This window comes from Massilia sp. TS11 (genome assembly GCF_022012445.1).
Lineage (GTDB): Bacteria > Pseudomonadota > Gammaproteobacteria > Burkholderiales > Burkholderiaceae_D > Telluria.
Genome location: NZ_JAKLTS010000017.1, coordinates 42,507 through 55,435, shown reverse-complemented (window position 1 = coordinate 55,435; position 12,929 = coordinate 42,507). Strand labels below are relative to the sequence as shown.

At 67.1% G+C, this 12,929-nt stretch carries 13 protein-coding genes and 1 tRNA gene; 1 reads left to right on the top strand and 13 read right to left on the bottom strand.

The window, feature by feature from the left end; genetic code table 11:
- Position 1: 1 nt before the first annotated feature.
- The 13 genes from LZ005_RS19695 to LZ005_RS19635 all read right to left on the bottom strand — a co-directional run bounded on the left by LZ005_RS19695 (position 2) and on the right by LZ005_RS19635 (position 12,749).
- Positions 2–754 carry a type II secretion system protein gene (locus tag LZ005_RS19695; protein ID WP_237810215.1) on the bottom strand — a complete coding sequence of 251 codons (753 nt, stop codon included), beginning with the start codon at positions 752–754 and terminating at the stop codon, positions 2–4.
- Entirely contained in the window at positions 754–1,125 is a 372-nt protein-coding gene (locus tag LZ005_RS19690) for a type II secretion system protein (RefSeq protein WP_237810214.1), read from the bottom strand. The genes LZ005_RS19695 and LZ005_RS19690 overlap by 1 nt, the downstream gene beginning before the upstream one ends.
- A gap of 2 nt (positions 1,126–1,127) precedes the next feature.
- Positions 1,128–1,598 (bottom strand): type II secretion system protein, encoded by a 471-nt coding sequence (locus tag LZ005_RS19685; RefSeq protein WP_237810213.1) that lies wholly within the window; start codon positions 1,596–1,598, stop codon positions 1,128–1,130.
- Positions 1,599–1,600: 2 nt separating this feature from the next.
- On the bottom strand, positions 1,601–3,487 hold the full coding sequence (locus LZ005_RS19680) for a secretin N-terminal domain-containing protein (RefSeq protein ID WP_237810212.1): 1,887 nt from the start codon (positions 3,485–3,487) through the stop codon (positions 1,601–1,603).
- 11 nt (positions 3,488–3,498) lie between these two features.
- The gene (locus LZ005_RS19675; protein ID WP_237810211.1) at positions 3,499–4,017 is read right to left on the bottom strand and encodes a hypothetical protein; all 519 of its coding nucleotides are present in this window, start codon (positions 4,015–4,017) and stop codon (positions 3,499–3,501) included.
- On the bottom strand, positions 4,014–4,553 hold the full coding sequence (locus LZ005_RS19670) for a hypothetical protein (protein ID WP_237810210.1): 540 nt from the start codon (positions 4,551–4,553) through the stop codon (positions 4,014–4,016). The genes LZ005_RS19675 and LZ005_RS19670 overlap by 4 nt, the downstream gene beginning before the upstream one ends.
- Positions 4,550–5,092, bottom strand: coding sequence for a hypothetical protein (locus LZ005_RS19665; RefSeq protein ID WP_237810209.1), 543 nt, complete (start codon positions 5,090–5,092; stop codon positions 4,550–4,552). The genes LZ005_RS19670 and LZ005_RS19665 overlap by 4 nt, the downstream gene beginning before the upstream one ends.
- The gene (locus LZ005_RS19660) at positions 5,089–5,916 is read right to left on the bottom strand and encodes a hypothetical protein (RefSeq protein ID WP_237810208.1); all 828 of its coding nucleotides are present in this window, start codon (positions 5,914–5,916) and stop codon (positions 5,089–5,091) included. Before LZ005_RS19660 ends, LZ005_RS19665 begins: the two co-directional genes overlap by 4 nt.
- Positions 5,909–7,579, bottom strand: coding sequence for a GspE/PulE family protein (locus LZ005_RS19655; RefSeq protein ID WP_237810207.1), 1,671 nt, complete (start codon positions 7,577–7,579; stop codon positions 5,909–5,911). Before LZ005_RS19655 ends, LZ005_RS19660 begins: the two co-directional genes overlap by 8 nt.
- Entirely contained in the window at positions 7,576–8,760 is a 1,185-nt protein-coding gene (locus tag LZ005_RS19650) for a type II secretion system F family protein (RefSeq protein WP_237810206.1), read from the bottom strand. The genes LZ005_RS19655 and LZ005_RS19650 overlap by 4 nt, the downstream gene beginning before the upstream one ends.
- A gap of 11 nt (positions 8,761–8,771) precedes the next feature.
- Complete coding sequence (gene gspG, locus LZ005_RS19645; protein WP_373889404.1) at positions 8,772–9,230, bottom strand: type II secretion system major pseudopilin GspG; 459 nt, start codon at positions 9,228–9,230, stop codon at positions 8,772–8,774.
- A 75-nt stretch (positions 9,231–9,305) separates the two neighbouring features.
- Complete coding sequence (locus LZ005_RS19640) at positions 9,306–10,727, bottom strand: mannose-1-phosphate guanylyltransferase/mannose-6-phosphate isomerase (RefSeq protein WP_237810204.1); 1,422 nt, start codon at positions 10,725–10,727, stop codon at positions 9,306–9,308.
- 102 nt (positions 10,728–10,829) lie between these two features.
- Positions 10,830–12,749, bottom strand: a complete 1,920-nt coding sequence (locus LZ005_RS19635) for an ATP-binding cassette domain-containing protein (RefSeq protein WP_237810203.1) — start codon at positions 12,747–12,749, stop codon at positions 10,830–10,832.
- Between the two features lie 77 nt (positions 12,750–12,826).
- Between LZ005_RS19635 and LZ005_RS19630 the strand changes: the two genes are divergently transcribed.
- Positions 12,827–12,901, top strand: a tRNA-Arg gene (locus LZ005_RS19630).
- Positions 12,902–12,929: the final 28 nt, after the last annotated feature.

Below are 12,929 nucleotides of genomic sequence, written 5' to 3'. Positions count from 1 at the left end.
GCTACTTCTTCAGCGGTACCGCGCCGCTGCTGGCTGACGCCGACGCTGATGGCGACGCCGACGCACTGGCCGAGGCACTGGCCGATGCCGACGCCGAGGCACTAGCCGATGCCGATGCCGGTTCGTCGATCTTCGGCGGCGGGAAGCCGAGGCGGCCGACGGCCTGCGGATCGACGGCTGGCTCCTCGGGCGCGCGCGGCACCATGTCGGTGTCGGCCGTCTGCGGCTGGGCTGGCGCAGGCGCCGGCGGCGGATCGTTCTTGTTGCTGCCGCCGCCCATGGCTGGCGGCAGCAGGGTCGTGCCGATGGCCGCAAACTTCCATTCCGAGATCTTGGTTTTCTTTTCAAAGGCGGCAAAGCGCGCCTCGAAATTGCCGACCTTGATCGGACGCGCCTCGGACAGGCTGTACACCGCCAGAATGCCCTTCTGATCGGGCGTGCGCTGCAGCCCCCACTCGGCCTTGCCCGTCATCGGATCGACATAGATGCGGCGCAGGTGCCGCTTGACGCCGGGGAAGCGCGGGTCGCGCAGCAGGTCCTCGAGCTTGTCCGGCTCGCGCTTCTGGCCGGCCGGCGTGGCCGCCGCGTAGCTGCCCAGGGCATCGCTGAATTCGCGCCCGATCTCGAGCAGGTCCTGCTCGGCATTGCGCCGCCCCAGCAGGCTACCGAGTTTAACCGTGCTGGCCGCCACCAGGCCGATGACGGCCACCAGGACCACCAGGCCAACATAGGTGAAGCCGCGCGCGGGCCGCATCACCACTCCGCGAACGGCTTGCCATTGCGGCCCACGCCCGCCGCCCCGCTCTTGATCGAGGCCACACTGCCCTTGATGCCCTCCTCCGGCGGCACCAGCACCCAGGTCGTGGTGCTGTCCGTGATCGGGTCCTTGGGCAGGGCGCGCAGGTATTTTTTCTCGACCAGTTCGTCCAGGCTGTCCGGATATTTGCCCGTATCGCCGTAGTATTTGTCGAGCGTCTCGCGCACATTGCGCAGGTTATCGGCCAGCATCGCCTCCTTGGCCGTATCGATCTGCGGGAAATAGCGCGGCACGGCCAGCGTCAGCAGCAGGGCCACGATGCCGAGCACCACCAGCAGTTCGATCAGAGTAAAGCCGCGCCGTTTCATGGTCACCACTTGCGGTAAGGGACGCCGTTCAGGCCCGTGCGGGGCGACAGCGAATACACATCATAGACATCCTCGCCCTCGCGCGGATCATTGGCCTCGCTGGCGTAGCTGCGCTTGCCCCAGGTCTGGGCGTCGGGCAGCTCGCTGTCGCCGTTGAAGGGGTCGCGCGGCAGGCGGCGCAGGAAGTAGATCTTGTTCTTCTGCGCGCTCTTATTGTCGGTGACGCCTTCGACCAGCACCTCGAGCGATTTCGGATAGCCGCTGGCGCCGGCCGCGCGGCTGATCCGCCCTTCGTCGCCGGCGCGCTTGTACTCGTCGAGCGCATGGCGGATCTCGCGCAGGGCCGTGCGCAGCTCCTGCTCCTGGCGGCGCTGGATGGCCACCTGGGTCACCGGGATGGCGAGGCTGGCCAGCAGGCCCAGAATGGCCAGCGTGACCAGCAGCTCGATCAGGGTGAAGCCCTTGGCCTGCATGCTTACTGCTTGCGATCGTCGTTGCCGCTGGCCGGCGGCTGGGCCGGGGCCTGCGGCGGCACCGGGATCACGGTGGCCCCGGCCGGCGGCGGCGTCATCGGCGTGGACGGGGCCATCGGCGGCAGCACCACGTTCTGGCGCGGGCTGGCGTCCGGACGGCGGCGGAAGCTCGCTTCGGTACCGGCCGTGAACTCGGTGGCCGCCGCCTCCGGCCGCTGCACATTGCGGATCAGGTGCGGGGTAATCGACAGCACGATCTCGGTCTTCTGATTGTCGTCCGTCGTATTCCCGAACAGGCGGCCAACGATCGGCAGGTCGCCCAGCAGCGGCAGCTTCTGGCCGTCGCTGCGCTCGTCATTGTTGATCAGGCCCGCCAGCACCTGGTTCTCGCCGTCCTTCAGCTGCAGGAAGGTGGAGGCCTGGCGCGTGCCGATGCGGTAGGCCACGGTGCCCGAGCGGGTCGTGATCTGGCCCAGCACATTGCTGACTTCGAGCGCGATGCGGATGCCGACTTCGTTATTCAGGTAGATGCTCGGCTCCACGTTCAGGGTCAGGCCGACGTCGACGTAGTTGATCGACTCCGAGGCAAAGCCGCCGGTGCCGGGCGAGATCGTGGTGGTGATGGTCGGCGCTTTTTCGCCGATCAGGACCTTGGCCTTTTCGTGGTTGCGCACGCGGATGCGCGGATTGGCCAGGGTGTTCGAGTCGCCCGAGGTGCGCTTGGTGTTGATGGTGGCGCCCACGCCCGACACGCCGATGTTATAGCCATTCAGATTGCGCAGATCGTTGACGGTGATCGGCGAACCCGAGCTCGAGGCCAGCGGCGCCAGCGCCACCGAATCCGGCCAGTTGATGCCGAGCGAAGTCAGACGCGAGCGCTTCACTTCGAGCACTTCGACTTCGAGCATCACTTCGGGTTCGGCCACGTCCTGCAGGGCGATCAGCTTTTCGGCCAGGCGCACCGCTTCGGCGTTATCGCGCAGGATGATCAGATTGAGCTTCTCGTCCACCACCACGTCGCGCGACTTGAGGATGGTCTTGAGCGTATTGGCCACCAGCTTGGCGTCGGCATTCGACAGGTAGAAGGTCTTGATGACCATCTCCTGATATTCCTTCAGCTTGGCCGCCACGTTCGGGTAGATCAGGATGGTGTTGCCGTCCATGACCTGCTGTTCCAGCTGGTTCGCCGTCAGCACATAGAAAATCGCCGCTTCGACCGTGCTGTTCTTCAGGTAGATCGAGGTGCGCGTATCGGTCTTGACGTCCTTGTCGAAGATGAAGTTCAGGCCCGACTGGCGCGCGATCACATCGAACACCTGGCGCAGCGGCGCATCCTTGAATTCGATCGTGATCGGCTTGCGGTAAAACGCCGACAGCGCCGCTTCGGGCGGCGGCGGCGCGGCGAAGCGTTCATTCACCTGGACCAGCAGCTGGCGCGCGCCGTCGTGGCTGGGCAGCTCGGCCAGAATCTCGTTCAGGCGGCGGCGCGCGCCATCGGCGTCGCGTGCCTCGATGGCGGCGCGCGCCTGCGTCATCAGGCGCGCATGGCGCGCATCCATCTCGAGCGCGCGCAGACCGGCGCGGGCCTTCTCGTGCTGCGGATCGAAGGCCAGTGCATGGCCATAGGCCTGCTGGGCCGCGTCGGCATTGCCGGCCGCGCGCGCCGCATCGCCCTGGGCCAGATAGGTATCGATGGCGCGGTCGCGCGCCGTCACATAGGCGATCCGGTAGCGCGCATTGTCGGGGTCCTTGAGGACCGCCTCGCGCAGGCGCGCCACGCCGGCGTCGAGCTGACGCTGTTCGACCAGGCGCTCCCCTTCCTGATAGGCCATCTGGGCGGCGCAGCCACCCAGGCTCAGGGCCAGGCTCAGCGCCAGCAGGCGCAACATGGACGTGGACTTCACTCTAGGGCTCCAATCGAAAGCTGCTGCTGCTGGTTGAGCGGCAGATAGGTCAGGGTCATGCTGGGCGGGGCGATGCTGTCGACCCGGTAGACACCGTCGATCACGCTGTTCGCCGCCACCACATAGGTGCGGTCGCCGCGCGCCAGGAACACCTGCCACTGGCCGTCGCTGACGGCTTTGCCGATCACCTGGAAGGGCAAGGGCGGCGCGCTCGGCGGCGGCGGCGGTGGCGGCGCTTCATTCTTCACCTGCGTGACCGGCGCCGCGGCGGCAGCCCCAAACAGGGCCGGCGTATGCGCGCTCGGGTCGCCGATCAGGGTCTCGCGCGGAATCAGGGGCAGCACGGCCGCTGCCGTCGGCACAGGTGCGGGCGCGCGCGCCGCGGCCGGCGCGGCGGCAGGCCGGGCGCGCACCACCGGTTCGCTGATCGCGCCGCTCGGGCTGCGGTCGCCGAACAGCACCAGGGCGGCGGCGCCGGCCAGGGCCAGGCCCATCACGAGATGGCGCGGCTTCATGGCGTATTCCCTTTCAGGTACAGGGTAAAGCTCAGACGCCCTTCGACCACCGGGTCGCCGGCCGTCTCGCGTTTAAAGCTCACTTCATCGAGGGCGGCGAACGGAATCGCGGCCAGCACCTCCATGCAGAACTGCCACACGAGCGCATAGCTGCCCTTGACCGGCAGGGTGATCTTGTAGGCGGTGAAGCGGCCGTTCTCGTCATAGCTCGACTTGTACTGGCCGCTGCTGAGCGTGACGCCGGTGCGGCCGGCCAGGGCGAAGATCTGCTTGATCTGCTGCTCGGCGTACTGCTGCTCGCCAAGCGTGGCGTAAAACGCGGCCAGGTTCTGGTCGGCACTGGGCGCTGCCTGCAGCGGTGCGGGCCCCAGTTGCGGCACGGCGCGCGCGGCGATCGTCTGTTGCGCGCTGCGCGCGGGCAGCAGCCAGGCCCAGGCCGCGCCCGCGGCCAGGCAAAGCAGCAGGGCCAGCGGCGGCAACCAGCCATGCTGGCGCACCGCGATGCGCAGGCTTAGCAGCAGGGTCTGGCGCGTCATGGCTGGCCTCCGCGGGTCGACCACTGCAGCTCAAGCTGGAAGCGGATCGGGCGCGCCGCATCACCTTCGTTGATCTCGTGCCGCGTCAGCAGCACCGACAGGATCAGGGGCTGGTGCTTGAGCGCTTCGATATACGCCACCATGGCGTCGCTGCCGGCCGCTTCGGCCTGCAGCTTGAGTTTGCGCGCGCGCGCATCCGGCTCCAGCGCCAGCAGACTGACGCCCTGGGTGTTCGCGCCATCGAGACTGGCGGCCAGTTCGCGCCAGGGCAGATTCAGCTGATGCACGGCGCTGTTCACGGCGGTCGCCTGCGGCGCCGGAATCAGCGCGGCCGGCGTGGCGCTGACCTGAGGCGTGCGCAGGCTGGCGCGGATGCGCGCCTCGCGCTGCGCCTGTTCGTCGAGCAGCTGGCGCATGCCGATACCGGCCGCAACGAGCAGCACCGCGCCCGCCAGCGCGCCCAGCCACCACCCTGCCCCAGTATTGAGCAGGCTGCGCTGCCAGCCCGGGCGCGCCAGATTGATCCGTACCGGCTTCATGCCCCCACCCCGCTATAGCTCAATTGCGCGGCCGCGCTCAGCGGCGGCAAGCCGCGCCGCGCGTGATCGAGGCGCTGCACGCGCAGCGTCGCATGGCTGCCATCGACCCACTGGGCCGGCGCCGCGCCGCACACCTGCAGCAGCTCGGGCGCCGCGCACTCAAGACGCAGGGCCTCGCGCGCGACCTGCTGGGCCAGCCAATCGAGGCTGGCTTCGGGTGTCACGCGCAGCACACGCACGGCATGCAGGCGCCTGGCGCGGCTGATGCCCAGGCTCAGACGATCACCCTGCACGAGGGCGAACCAGGCCGCAGCATCGAGCTTGCCGCACCAGCGGTTCCAGGCGGCCAGCAGCTGCGGCTGCACCTGGGTCAGCAGCGCGCCGCTGTCACGGGCCGCGCGCGCCAGGCTGTCGCCCAGGCTGGCGCGCAGCGCACAGGCCAGGAAAGGCGCGTCGGCCTGCCAGTCGGCGGCCAGCTCCCAGCCGGCCAGGCTGTCACCATACAGGCCCTGAAAGCGCAGCGCGCAGGCGGCCTCCAGATCGGCCAGTCGGGCCGCGCCCTGGGGCGGCGTGACGCTCCACAGGCGCACCAGTTCATCGGCCAGCACCACGCGCAGACGCTGGCCGCGCAGGTCGTGGCCAGCGCACAGCTGCGCAAGCGCGGCGTCGAGCGCGCCCGCGTCCTCGCAGGCGCCCGGCGCGAGCGCCTGCTCAGCCAACAACGTGAAGGCAGGATCGCCCCAGCGGTGTGTGCGCGCCAGACTCAGACCGTCGCGCGCGAGGCCCAGGTGCAGGCAGTGTCCAAGGCGGGCCAGATTAAGCATGCAGGGTCACCCGTTTGATTTCGGCCAGCGTGGTGGCGCCGCGCTTGACCAGCTCGAGCGCCGCGTGGCGCAGGCTGCGCGTGCCGTTCGCATACGCGGCCGCCTTGATCTGGCGGATCGGCCGCTTGTCGATGATGAGTTCGCGGATTTCGTCGTTCAGCGTGAGAATTTCGGCGATCGCGCGGCGCCCCTTGTAGCCGGTGCCGCGGCAGTCGCCGCAGCCCTTGCCCTGCATGAAGCGGTATTCGGCTACTTCCTCTGGGCTCAGGTTCACGCTGGCCAGTTCGGCCGCGTCGGGCGTGTAGGCGACGGCGCAGTGCGGGCAATTGGTGCGCACCAGGCGCTGCGCCCAGATGCCATTCAGGGCCGAGACAAAGGCATACGGATCGATGCCCATGTGGGTGAAGCGGCCGAACACGTCGAACACATTATTGGCGTGCACCGTGGTCAGCACCAGGTGGCCGGTCAGCGCCGACTGCACGGCGATTTCGGCCGTCTCGCGGTCGCGGATTTCGCCAACCATGATCTTGTCCGGGTCGTGGCGCAGAATCGAGCGCAGGCCCTTGGCGAAGGTCAGGCCCTTCTTCTCGTTCACCGGGATCTGCAGGATGCCGCCCAGCTGGTACTCGACCGGGTCTTCGATCGTGATGATCTTGTCGCGCCCCGTGTGGCTCTCGGTCAGGGCCGCATACAGCGTGGTGGTCTTGCCGGAGCCGGTCGGGCCGGTCACCAGCAGCATGCCATACGCCTCCTGGGTAAGCGCGCGCAGCGCCGCCAGCGAGGCGGCGTCGAAGCCGAGCGCCTCCAGCGTCAGCGCGCCGTAGGCTTCCACCATCGCGCGCTTGTCGAGAATACGGATGACCGCGTCCTCGCCATGAATCGAGGGCATGATCGAGACGCGCAGGTCGATGTCGCGCCCATTGGCCTGCACGCGGAAGCTGCCGTCCTGCGGGATGCGGCGCTCGGCGATATCGAGTTCGGCCAGCACCTTCAGGCGCGAGATGACCTGCTCGGCCAGCTCCACCCCATTCACGGCGGTGGCGTGATCGAGCACGCCGTCGATCCGGTATTTGACGGCCAGACCGCCGGCCGTGGTCTCGAGGTGGACGTCGGAGGCGCCGGCCTTGAGGGCGTCGTACAGGGTCGAGTTGACCAGCTTGACGGCCGGGCTGGCGGCCTCGCTGACGCTGGCGAAGGACAGCACGGCAGCCGTCTTGCCATCGCGCTTGGTGTCGCCGTCGGCGCCCACCAGCGAGTCGACGGCGCGCGCCGATTCCTCCTGCTTGCTCAGATAGGCCTGGATATCGGCCGCCAGCGCGAGGCGCAGCTGCAGCGGCGCGCGTGCCTGGGTCTCCATCCAGGTCTGCAGGTCGAGATCGAAGGGATCGGCGATCACACCCAGCAGCGCCCCACCCTCGGCGCGCAGCAGCACGCAGTGGCGCGCGATGGCCGGCGCCAGCGGCAGCAGATCGAAGGCCGGCTGCAGCTGCAGCATGTCGGCCGTCTCCACCACTTCCAGCCCGAACGGCGCGGCCAGCGCGCGCACGATGTCGCGCGCATCGAGCCCGCTCAGGGCCTCGAGTTCCTCGACGATGGCACGCTGCGAACGTGCGCTCTGGGCGCGCGCCTTCAGCAGCAGCGCGTGGTCGAACACGGCGCTCATGTCATGTCTCCCGCCAGATCGAAGATCGGCATATACAGCAGCACCACGATGGCGCCGACGATCAGGCCGATGGCGGCCATCAGCAGCGGTTCGACGCTGCGCGTGAAGCGTTCGATCCAGCGCGCGATTTCACCGTCATAAAACGCGGCCGACTGCGACAGCATCGGCCCCATGTCGCCGGTGCGCTCGCCCACGCGCAGCAGGCGCAGCGAGATCGGCGTGCACAGGCCATTGGCCTCGAAGGCCTGCGACAGCGGCAGGCCCGATTCGACCATCTGGCGCGCGCGCGCCAGCCCGGCCGCCAGCGGCGGACTGACCAGGCCCTGCACGGTATCCATCGCCTGCACGATCGGAATCCCGCCCTCGCTCAGCATGCCGAGCGTCAGATAAAGGCGCGACAATTCGTAGACCTGGACCTTCTCGCCGATGCCGGGCAGGCGGCCCAGCAAACGCAGCAGGCCGCCCGGCGCCAGCAGGCGGCGCAGACCCAGCCAGGCCAAGCCGGCCACGATGGCCAGGGCCGCCAGCACCAGACGCGTGTGGTTGGCGGCAAAGCGCCCCCACGACAGCAGCAGCTGCGACAGGAAGGGCAGATTGCGGCCCGCGCCTTCATAGACTTCGGCGAAGCGCGGCACCACGTAGGTAATCAGGAAGGTCGACACGCCGCCGCCGACCAGCAGCAGAATGGCCGGATAGATCGAGGCCGAAATCAGTTTGCTGCGCACGCTGTCGATGCGCTGCTGGTAGTCGATGTAGCGCGCCAGCGCGCGCGGCAGATCGCTGGTACCTTCGGCCGCGCGCACGATGCCCACATACAGGGGCGGAAAGCGCTCGCCCTGCTCGGCCAGCACGGCCGAGAAGCGTTTGCCCTCGCGCAGACCGCCGAGCAGACGCGCGAGCACGCTGCGCGTGACGGGATGGCTCTCTTTTTCGAGCAGGGCTTCGAGCGCCTCGACCACGCCGAGGCCGGCCTGCAGCAGGGCCAGTAGCTCCTGCGAGAACAGCAGCAGGGTCATGCCGCCGCCGCTGGCGCGGCGCAGCGCACCGCCGGCCGCGCGCACGTCGGCCACGACCATGCCGCGCGCCTCGATCTGACGGCGCGCGTCGGCCGGGTCCAGGGCCTCGACCGTCAATTCGGTCACGACCGCGTCCGGCGACAGCGCACGCACTGCGAACTGCATGGCGCGCTGGCTCAGTTGCTGATGTCGGCGTCTTCGCCGCTGCCGCCCGGCTGGCCATCACGGCCGAGCGAGACGATCTCGTACTCGCCCTTCTGCCCAGGCGCGCGGTAGATGTAGGGGCGGCCCCAGGGATCGGGCGGCAGGGCCTTTTGCAGATACGGGCCGTTCCACTTGCCGGCGGCCGAAGGCGGCGCCACCAGCAGGGCGCTCAGGCCCTCTTCGGTACTCGGATAGCGGCCGACGTCGAGGCGGTAGGTATCGAGCGACTTGGTGAATGCTTCGATCTGGGCCTTGGCGACAGTCACTTCCGACTTGCCGAGTTGGGAAAAATACTTAGGCCCGACGTAGGCCGCGAGCAGGCCGATGATCACAATCACCACCAGCAATTCCAGCAGCGTGAAGCCTGCCTGGCTGGCTTGTTTTTGTTCGATACGCACACCAAACTCCTCAATGTGTCTCAAAATGAACATCGCCCGTCAGACCACAAGTCAAACGGGCGAAACAGACTACCATTTCAGAGCGATAACGCCAAGCGCTACCGGCAATCAGGCGCGCTGATAGATGTCTTCAAAACGCACAATATCGTCCTCGCCGAGGTAGCTGCCGGACTGCACTTCGATGATGTGCAGCGGCACCTTACCGGGGTTCTCGAGACGGTGGTTGACACCGATCGGGATATAGGTCGACTGGTTTTCGGCGAGCAGGCTGACGGTATCGCCGCAGGTGACGCGCGCGGTACCCGACACCACCACCCAGTGCTCGGCGCGATGATGGTGCATCTGCAGCGACAGCTTCTCGCCCGGCTTGACGGTGATGCGTTTGACCTGGAAGCGCTCGCCCGAATCGATGCCCTCGTAAAAGCCCCAGGGGCGATACACGCGCGTGTGGTGCAGGTGCTCGGTGCGGTCCTTGGACTTGAGATGATCGACCACCTGCTTGACGCGCTGCACCTGGTCTTTGTGCGCGACCAGCACGGCATCCTGGGTTTCGACCACGACCAGGTCCTCGACCCCGACCACGGCCACGATGCGGCTTTCGGCGCGCACCAGCGAGTTCTTCACGTTGTCGAGATAGACGTCGCCACGCTGCACATTGCCCAGCGGATCGTCGCCTTTTTGCACTTCCCACAGGGCCGACCAGGAGCCGACATCGCTCCAGCCGATGTCGGCCGGCACTACCACGGCGCGCTTGGTGTGCTCCATCACTGCGTAATCGATCGAATCGGAGGGGCTGGCCATGAAGGCGTCTTCATCCAGACGGCAGAAGTCGAGGTCGCGCGCGCCCATGGCGACGGCGGCGGCGCTGGCGTCGGCAATGGCCGGCTGGTAGGTGCGTAGTTCTTCGAGGAAGGCATTTGCGCGGAACATGAACATGCCGCTGTTCCAGTAATAGCCACCCTCGCGAAGGAAACCTTCGGCCTTCTCGCGGTCCGGCTTTTCGACAAAGCGATTGACGCTGAAACAGTGCGGCGCGCCCGCCACTGCGGCGCCGGCATGGATGTAGCCATAGCCGGTTTCCGGCGCCGTCGGGACCACCCCGAAGGTGGCCAGTGCACCATCGGCGACCTGGTTCTTGGCCAGCGCGACCGCGTCGGCGAAGGCCTTGCCGTCATTGATGACGTGGTCGGCCGGTAACACCAGCATGACCGCCTCGGGGTCGATCGCCAGCAGGTAACTGGCGGCGGCGGCAACGGCCGGAGCGGTATTGCGCCCGGCCGGTTCGAGCAGAATGCCGGTCGGCGTGACGCCGATTTCGAGCATCTGTTCGGCCACCAGGAAGCGGTGCTCATTCCCGCAGACGATCAGCGGCGGCATGACATCCGGCCAGGCGCATACGCGCAGCGCGGTTTCCTGCAGCATCGTCTTGTCCGATACCAGCGGCAGCAACTGCTTGGGCAGCACCGCGCGTGACAACGGCCACAGGCGGGTGCCGGCGCCGCCGGACAGAATGACGGGGTAAAGCTTCATGCGGTTTCCTTCCAGTAGAGCGAGCCCGAAGGCGAGGTTGCCAGCATTATACCGAGCGCGGCCCGGCGGATATTCACGAAATCTGTAAAGAAAAGCGACAATTTACGACACAGCGTCGCCGCGCGCCTTGGCCTCGAGCGCCTCCCATTTTTCCAGCGCTTCGAGCAGGGCTTCCTCGATTTCAGCATAGCGCGCGCTCATGCGGCGCGCGTCAGCCGCTTGGGTGCGGAAGAAGTCCGGGTCGTTGAGCGACAGGTTGATCTGGGTCTGTTCATCTTCAAGACTGGCGATCAGCTTGGGAAGTTCCTCGAGCTCGCGCTGTTCTTTGTAGCTGAGCTTTTTGCCAAGCTTGCCCGCCTGCACCGGGGCCGGGCTCGGTGCCGGACTCGGTTTGGCGGCCGGCTTGGGGGCGCTCGCGGCCGGCGCACGCGCCGCGGCGCGTTCCCAGTCCGTGTAGCCGCCGACAAACTCGCGCCAACGGCCCTCCCCTTCGTTGACGATGACCTGAGTCACCACATTGTCGAGGAACCTACGGTCGTGCGAGACCAGGAACACCGTGCCCTGATAATCCTCGAGCAGTTCTTCGAGCAGCTCGAGGGTGTCGATGTCGAGGTCATTGGTCGGTTCGTCGAGCACCAGGCAATTGGCCGGGCGGGCGAACAGGCGCGCCAGCAGCAGGCGGTTGCGCTCGCCACCGGACAGGGACTTGACCGGCGAACGCGCGCGCTCGGGCGAAAACAGGAAGTCGCCCAGATAGCTCATCACATGCTTGCGCTGGCCATTGACCTCGACCCAGTCCGCGCCCGGCGAGATGGTATCGGCCAGGCTCGACTCCGGGTTCAACTGGGCGCGCATCTGGTCGAAATACGCGACCTGCAGCTTGGTGCCCAGACGCACCTTGCCGCTATCGGCCGCCTCTTCGCCGAGGATAATGCGCAGCAGCGTGGTCTTGCCGACCCCATTCGTGCCGATCAGGCCGACCTTGTCGCCGCGCATGATGGTGCAGGAGAAGTCGCGCACGATCTGCTTGTCGCCATAGCGTTTGCTGACGTTTTCCAGCTCCGCCACGATCTTGCCCGAACGCTCGCCGGCCGTGATCTCCAGCCGCACCTGGCCCTGCTGATCGCGGCGCGCGGCACGCTGCACCCGCAGGTCTTCCAGGCGTTTGACGCGGCCCTCGTTGCGCGTCCGGCGCGCCTCCACGCCCTTGCGGATCCAGACTTCCTCCTGCGCCAGGATTTTGTCGAACTTGGCATTCTCAATTTTTTCAATTTCCAGCAATTCCTGCTTGCGCTGCTGGTAGGTCGAGAAGTTGCCGGGGAAGGAAAGCAGACGCCCACGGTCGAGCTCGATGATGCGCGTCGCCACATTGTCGAGGAAGCTACGGTCGTGGGTGATGAACAAGACCGAGCCGCGGAATTCGCGCAGCAGGCCTTCCAGCCAGATGATCGACTGCACGTCGAGGTGGTTGGTCGGTTCGTCGAGCAGCAGCACGTCGGGACCGGCCACCAGGGCCACGGCCAGGGCGACGCGCTTTTGCATGCCGCCCGATAGCGTGCCCATCAGCGCATCGCGCTGCAAGCCCAGCCGGTCGAGCGTGGCCTCGACCTTGTTGCCCAGATTCCAGCCATCAGCCGCATCGAGCTGGGCCTGCAGCACGTGCATGCGTTCCATCACGGCCTCGTCATTGCCCTGGCCAAACTGGCCGGTCAGCGCCTCGTACTCGGCCAGCATGGCCTGCTGCGCGGCCAAGCCGCCGGCGACGGCGTCGAACACGGACATGCCGGGGTCGAACTGCGGCTCCTGCTCGACATAGGCGATCTTCAGGCCCTGCTGCATGACGAGCAGGCCGTCATCGAGCCGCGCGCGGCCGGACAGGATTTTCAGAAGCGAGGACTTGCCCGTGCCATTACGGCCGATCAGGCCGACACGTTCCCCGGTTTCAAGGGAAAACTCGGCATGGTCGAGCAGGGCCACATGGCCAAAAGCCAGCTGGGCGTCGGTGAGGGAGATAACTGCCATGGAAGACTTCGCGCGAAGAAGCAAAACCGCCATTGTACCCAGTTGCGGCCACCCCTCGGCTATAATTGCGCCCGCGTCTCCCCGTAGCACAATGGATAGTGCACATGCCTCCTAAGCGTGGGATGCTGGTTCGATTCCAGCCGGGGGGACCACCAAGCAATATCATCCAATTTCATCTTG

What these genes read in the sequence shown, in the direction of transcription:
- LZ005_RS19650 (WP_237810206.1), bottom strand. Translation starts at nt 8,760, where the DNA reads ATGCAGTTCGCAGTGCGTGCGCTGTCGCCGGACGCGGTCGTGACCGAA.
- LZ005_RS19680 (WP_237810212.1), bottom strand. Translation starts at nt 3,487, where the DNA reads ATGTTGCGCCTGCTGGCGCTGAGCCTGGCCCTGAGCCTGGGTGGCTGC.
- LZ005_RS19665 (WP_237810209.1), bottom strand. Translation starts at nt 5,092, where the DNA reads ATGAAGCCGGTACGGATCAATCTGGCGCGCCCGGGCTGGCAGCGCAGC.
- LZ005_RS19655 (WP_237810207.1), bottom strand. Translation starts at nt 7,579, where the DNA reads ATGAGCGCCGTGTTCGACCACGCGCTGCTGCTGAAGGCGCGCGCCCAG.
- LZ005_RS19685 (WP_237810213.1), bottom strand. Translation starts at nt 1,598, where the DNA reads ATGCAGGCCAAGGGCTTCACCCTGATCGAGCTGCTGGTCACGCTGGCC.
- LZ005_RS19695 (WP_237810215.1), bottom strand. Translation starts at nt 754, where the DNA reads ATGCGGCCCGCGCGCGGCTTCACCTATGTTGGCCTGGTGGTCCTGGTG.
- LZ005_RS19690 (WP_237810214.1), bottom strand. Translation starts at nt 1,125, where the DNA reads ATGAAACGGCGCGGCTTTACTCTGATCGAACTGCTGGTGGTGCTCGGC.
- gspG (WP_373889404.1), bottom strand. Translation starts at nt 9,230, where the DNA reads ATGTTCATTTTGAGACACATTGAGGAGTTTGGTGTGCGTATCGAACAA.
- LZ005_RS19670 (WP_237810210.1), bottom strand. Translation starts at nt 4,553, where the DNA reads ATGACGCGCCAGACCCTGCTGCTAAGCCTGCGCATCGCGGTGCGCCAG.
- LZ005_RS19635 (WP_237810203.1), bottom strand. Translation starts at nt 12,749, where the DNA reads ATGGCAGTTATCTCCCTCACCGACGCCCAGCTGGCTTTTGGCCATGTG.
- LZ005_RS19640 (WP_237810204.1), bottom strand. Translation starts at nt 10,727, where the DNA reads ATGAAGCTTTACCCCGTCATTCTGTCCGGCGGCGCCGGCACCCGCCTG.
- LZ005_RS19660 (WP_237810208.1), bottom strand. Translation starts at nt 5,916, where the DNA reads ATGCTTAATCTGGCCCGCCTTGGACACTGCCTGCACCTGGGCCTCGCG.
- LZ005_RS19675 (WP_237810211.1), bottom strand. Translation starts at nt 4,017, where the DNA reads ATGAAGCCGCGCCATCTCGTGATGGGCCTGGCCCTGGCCGGCGCCGCC.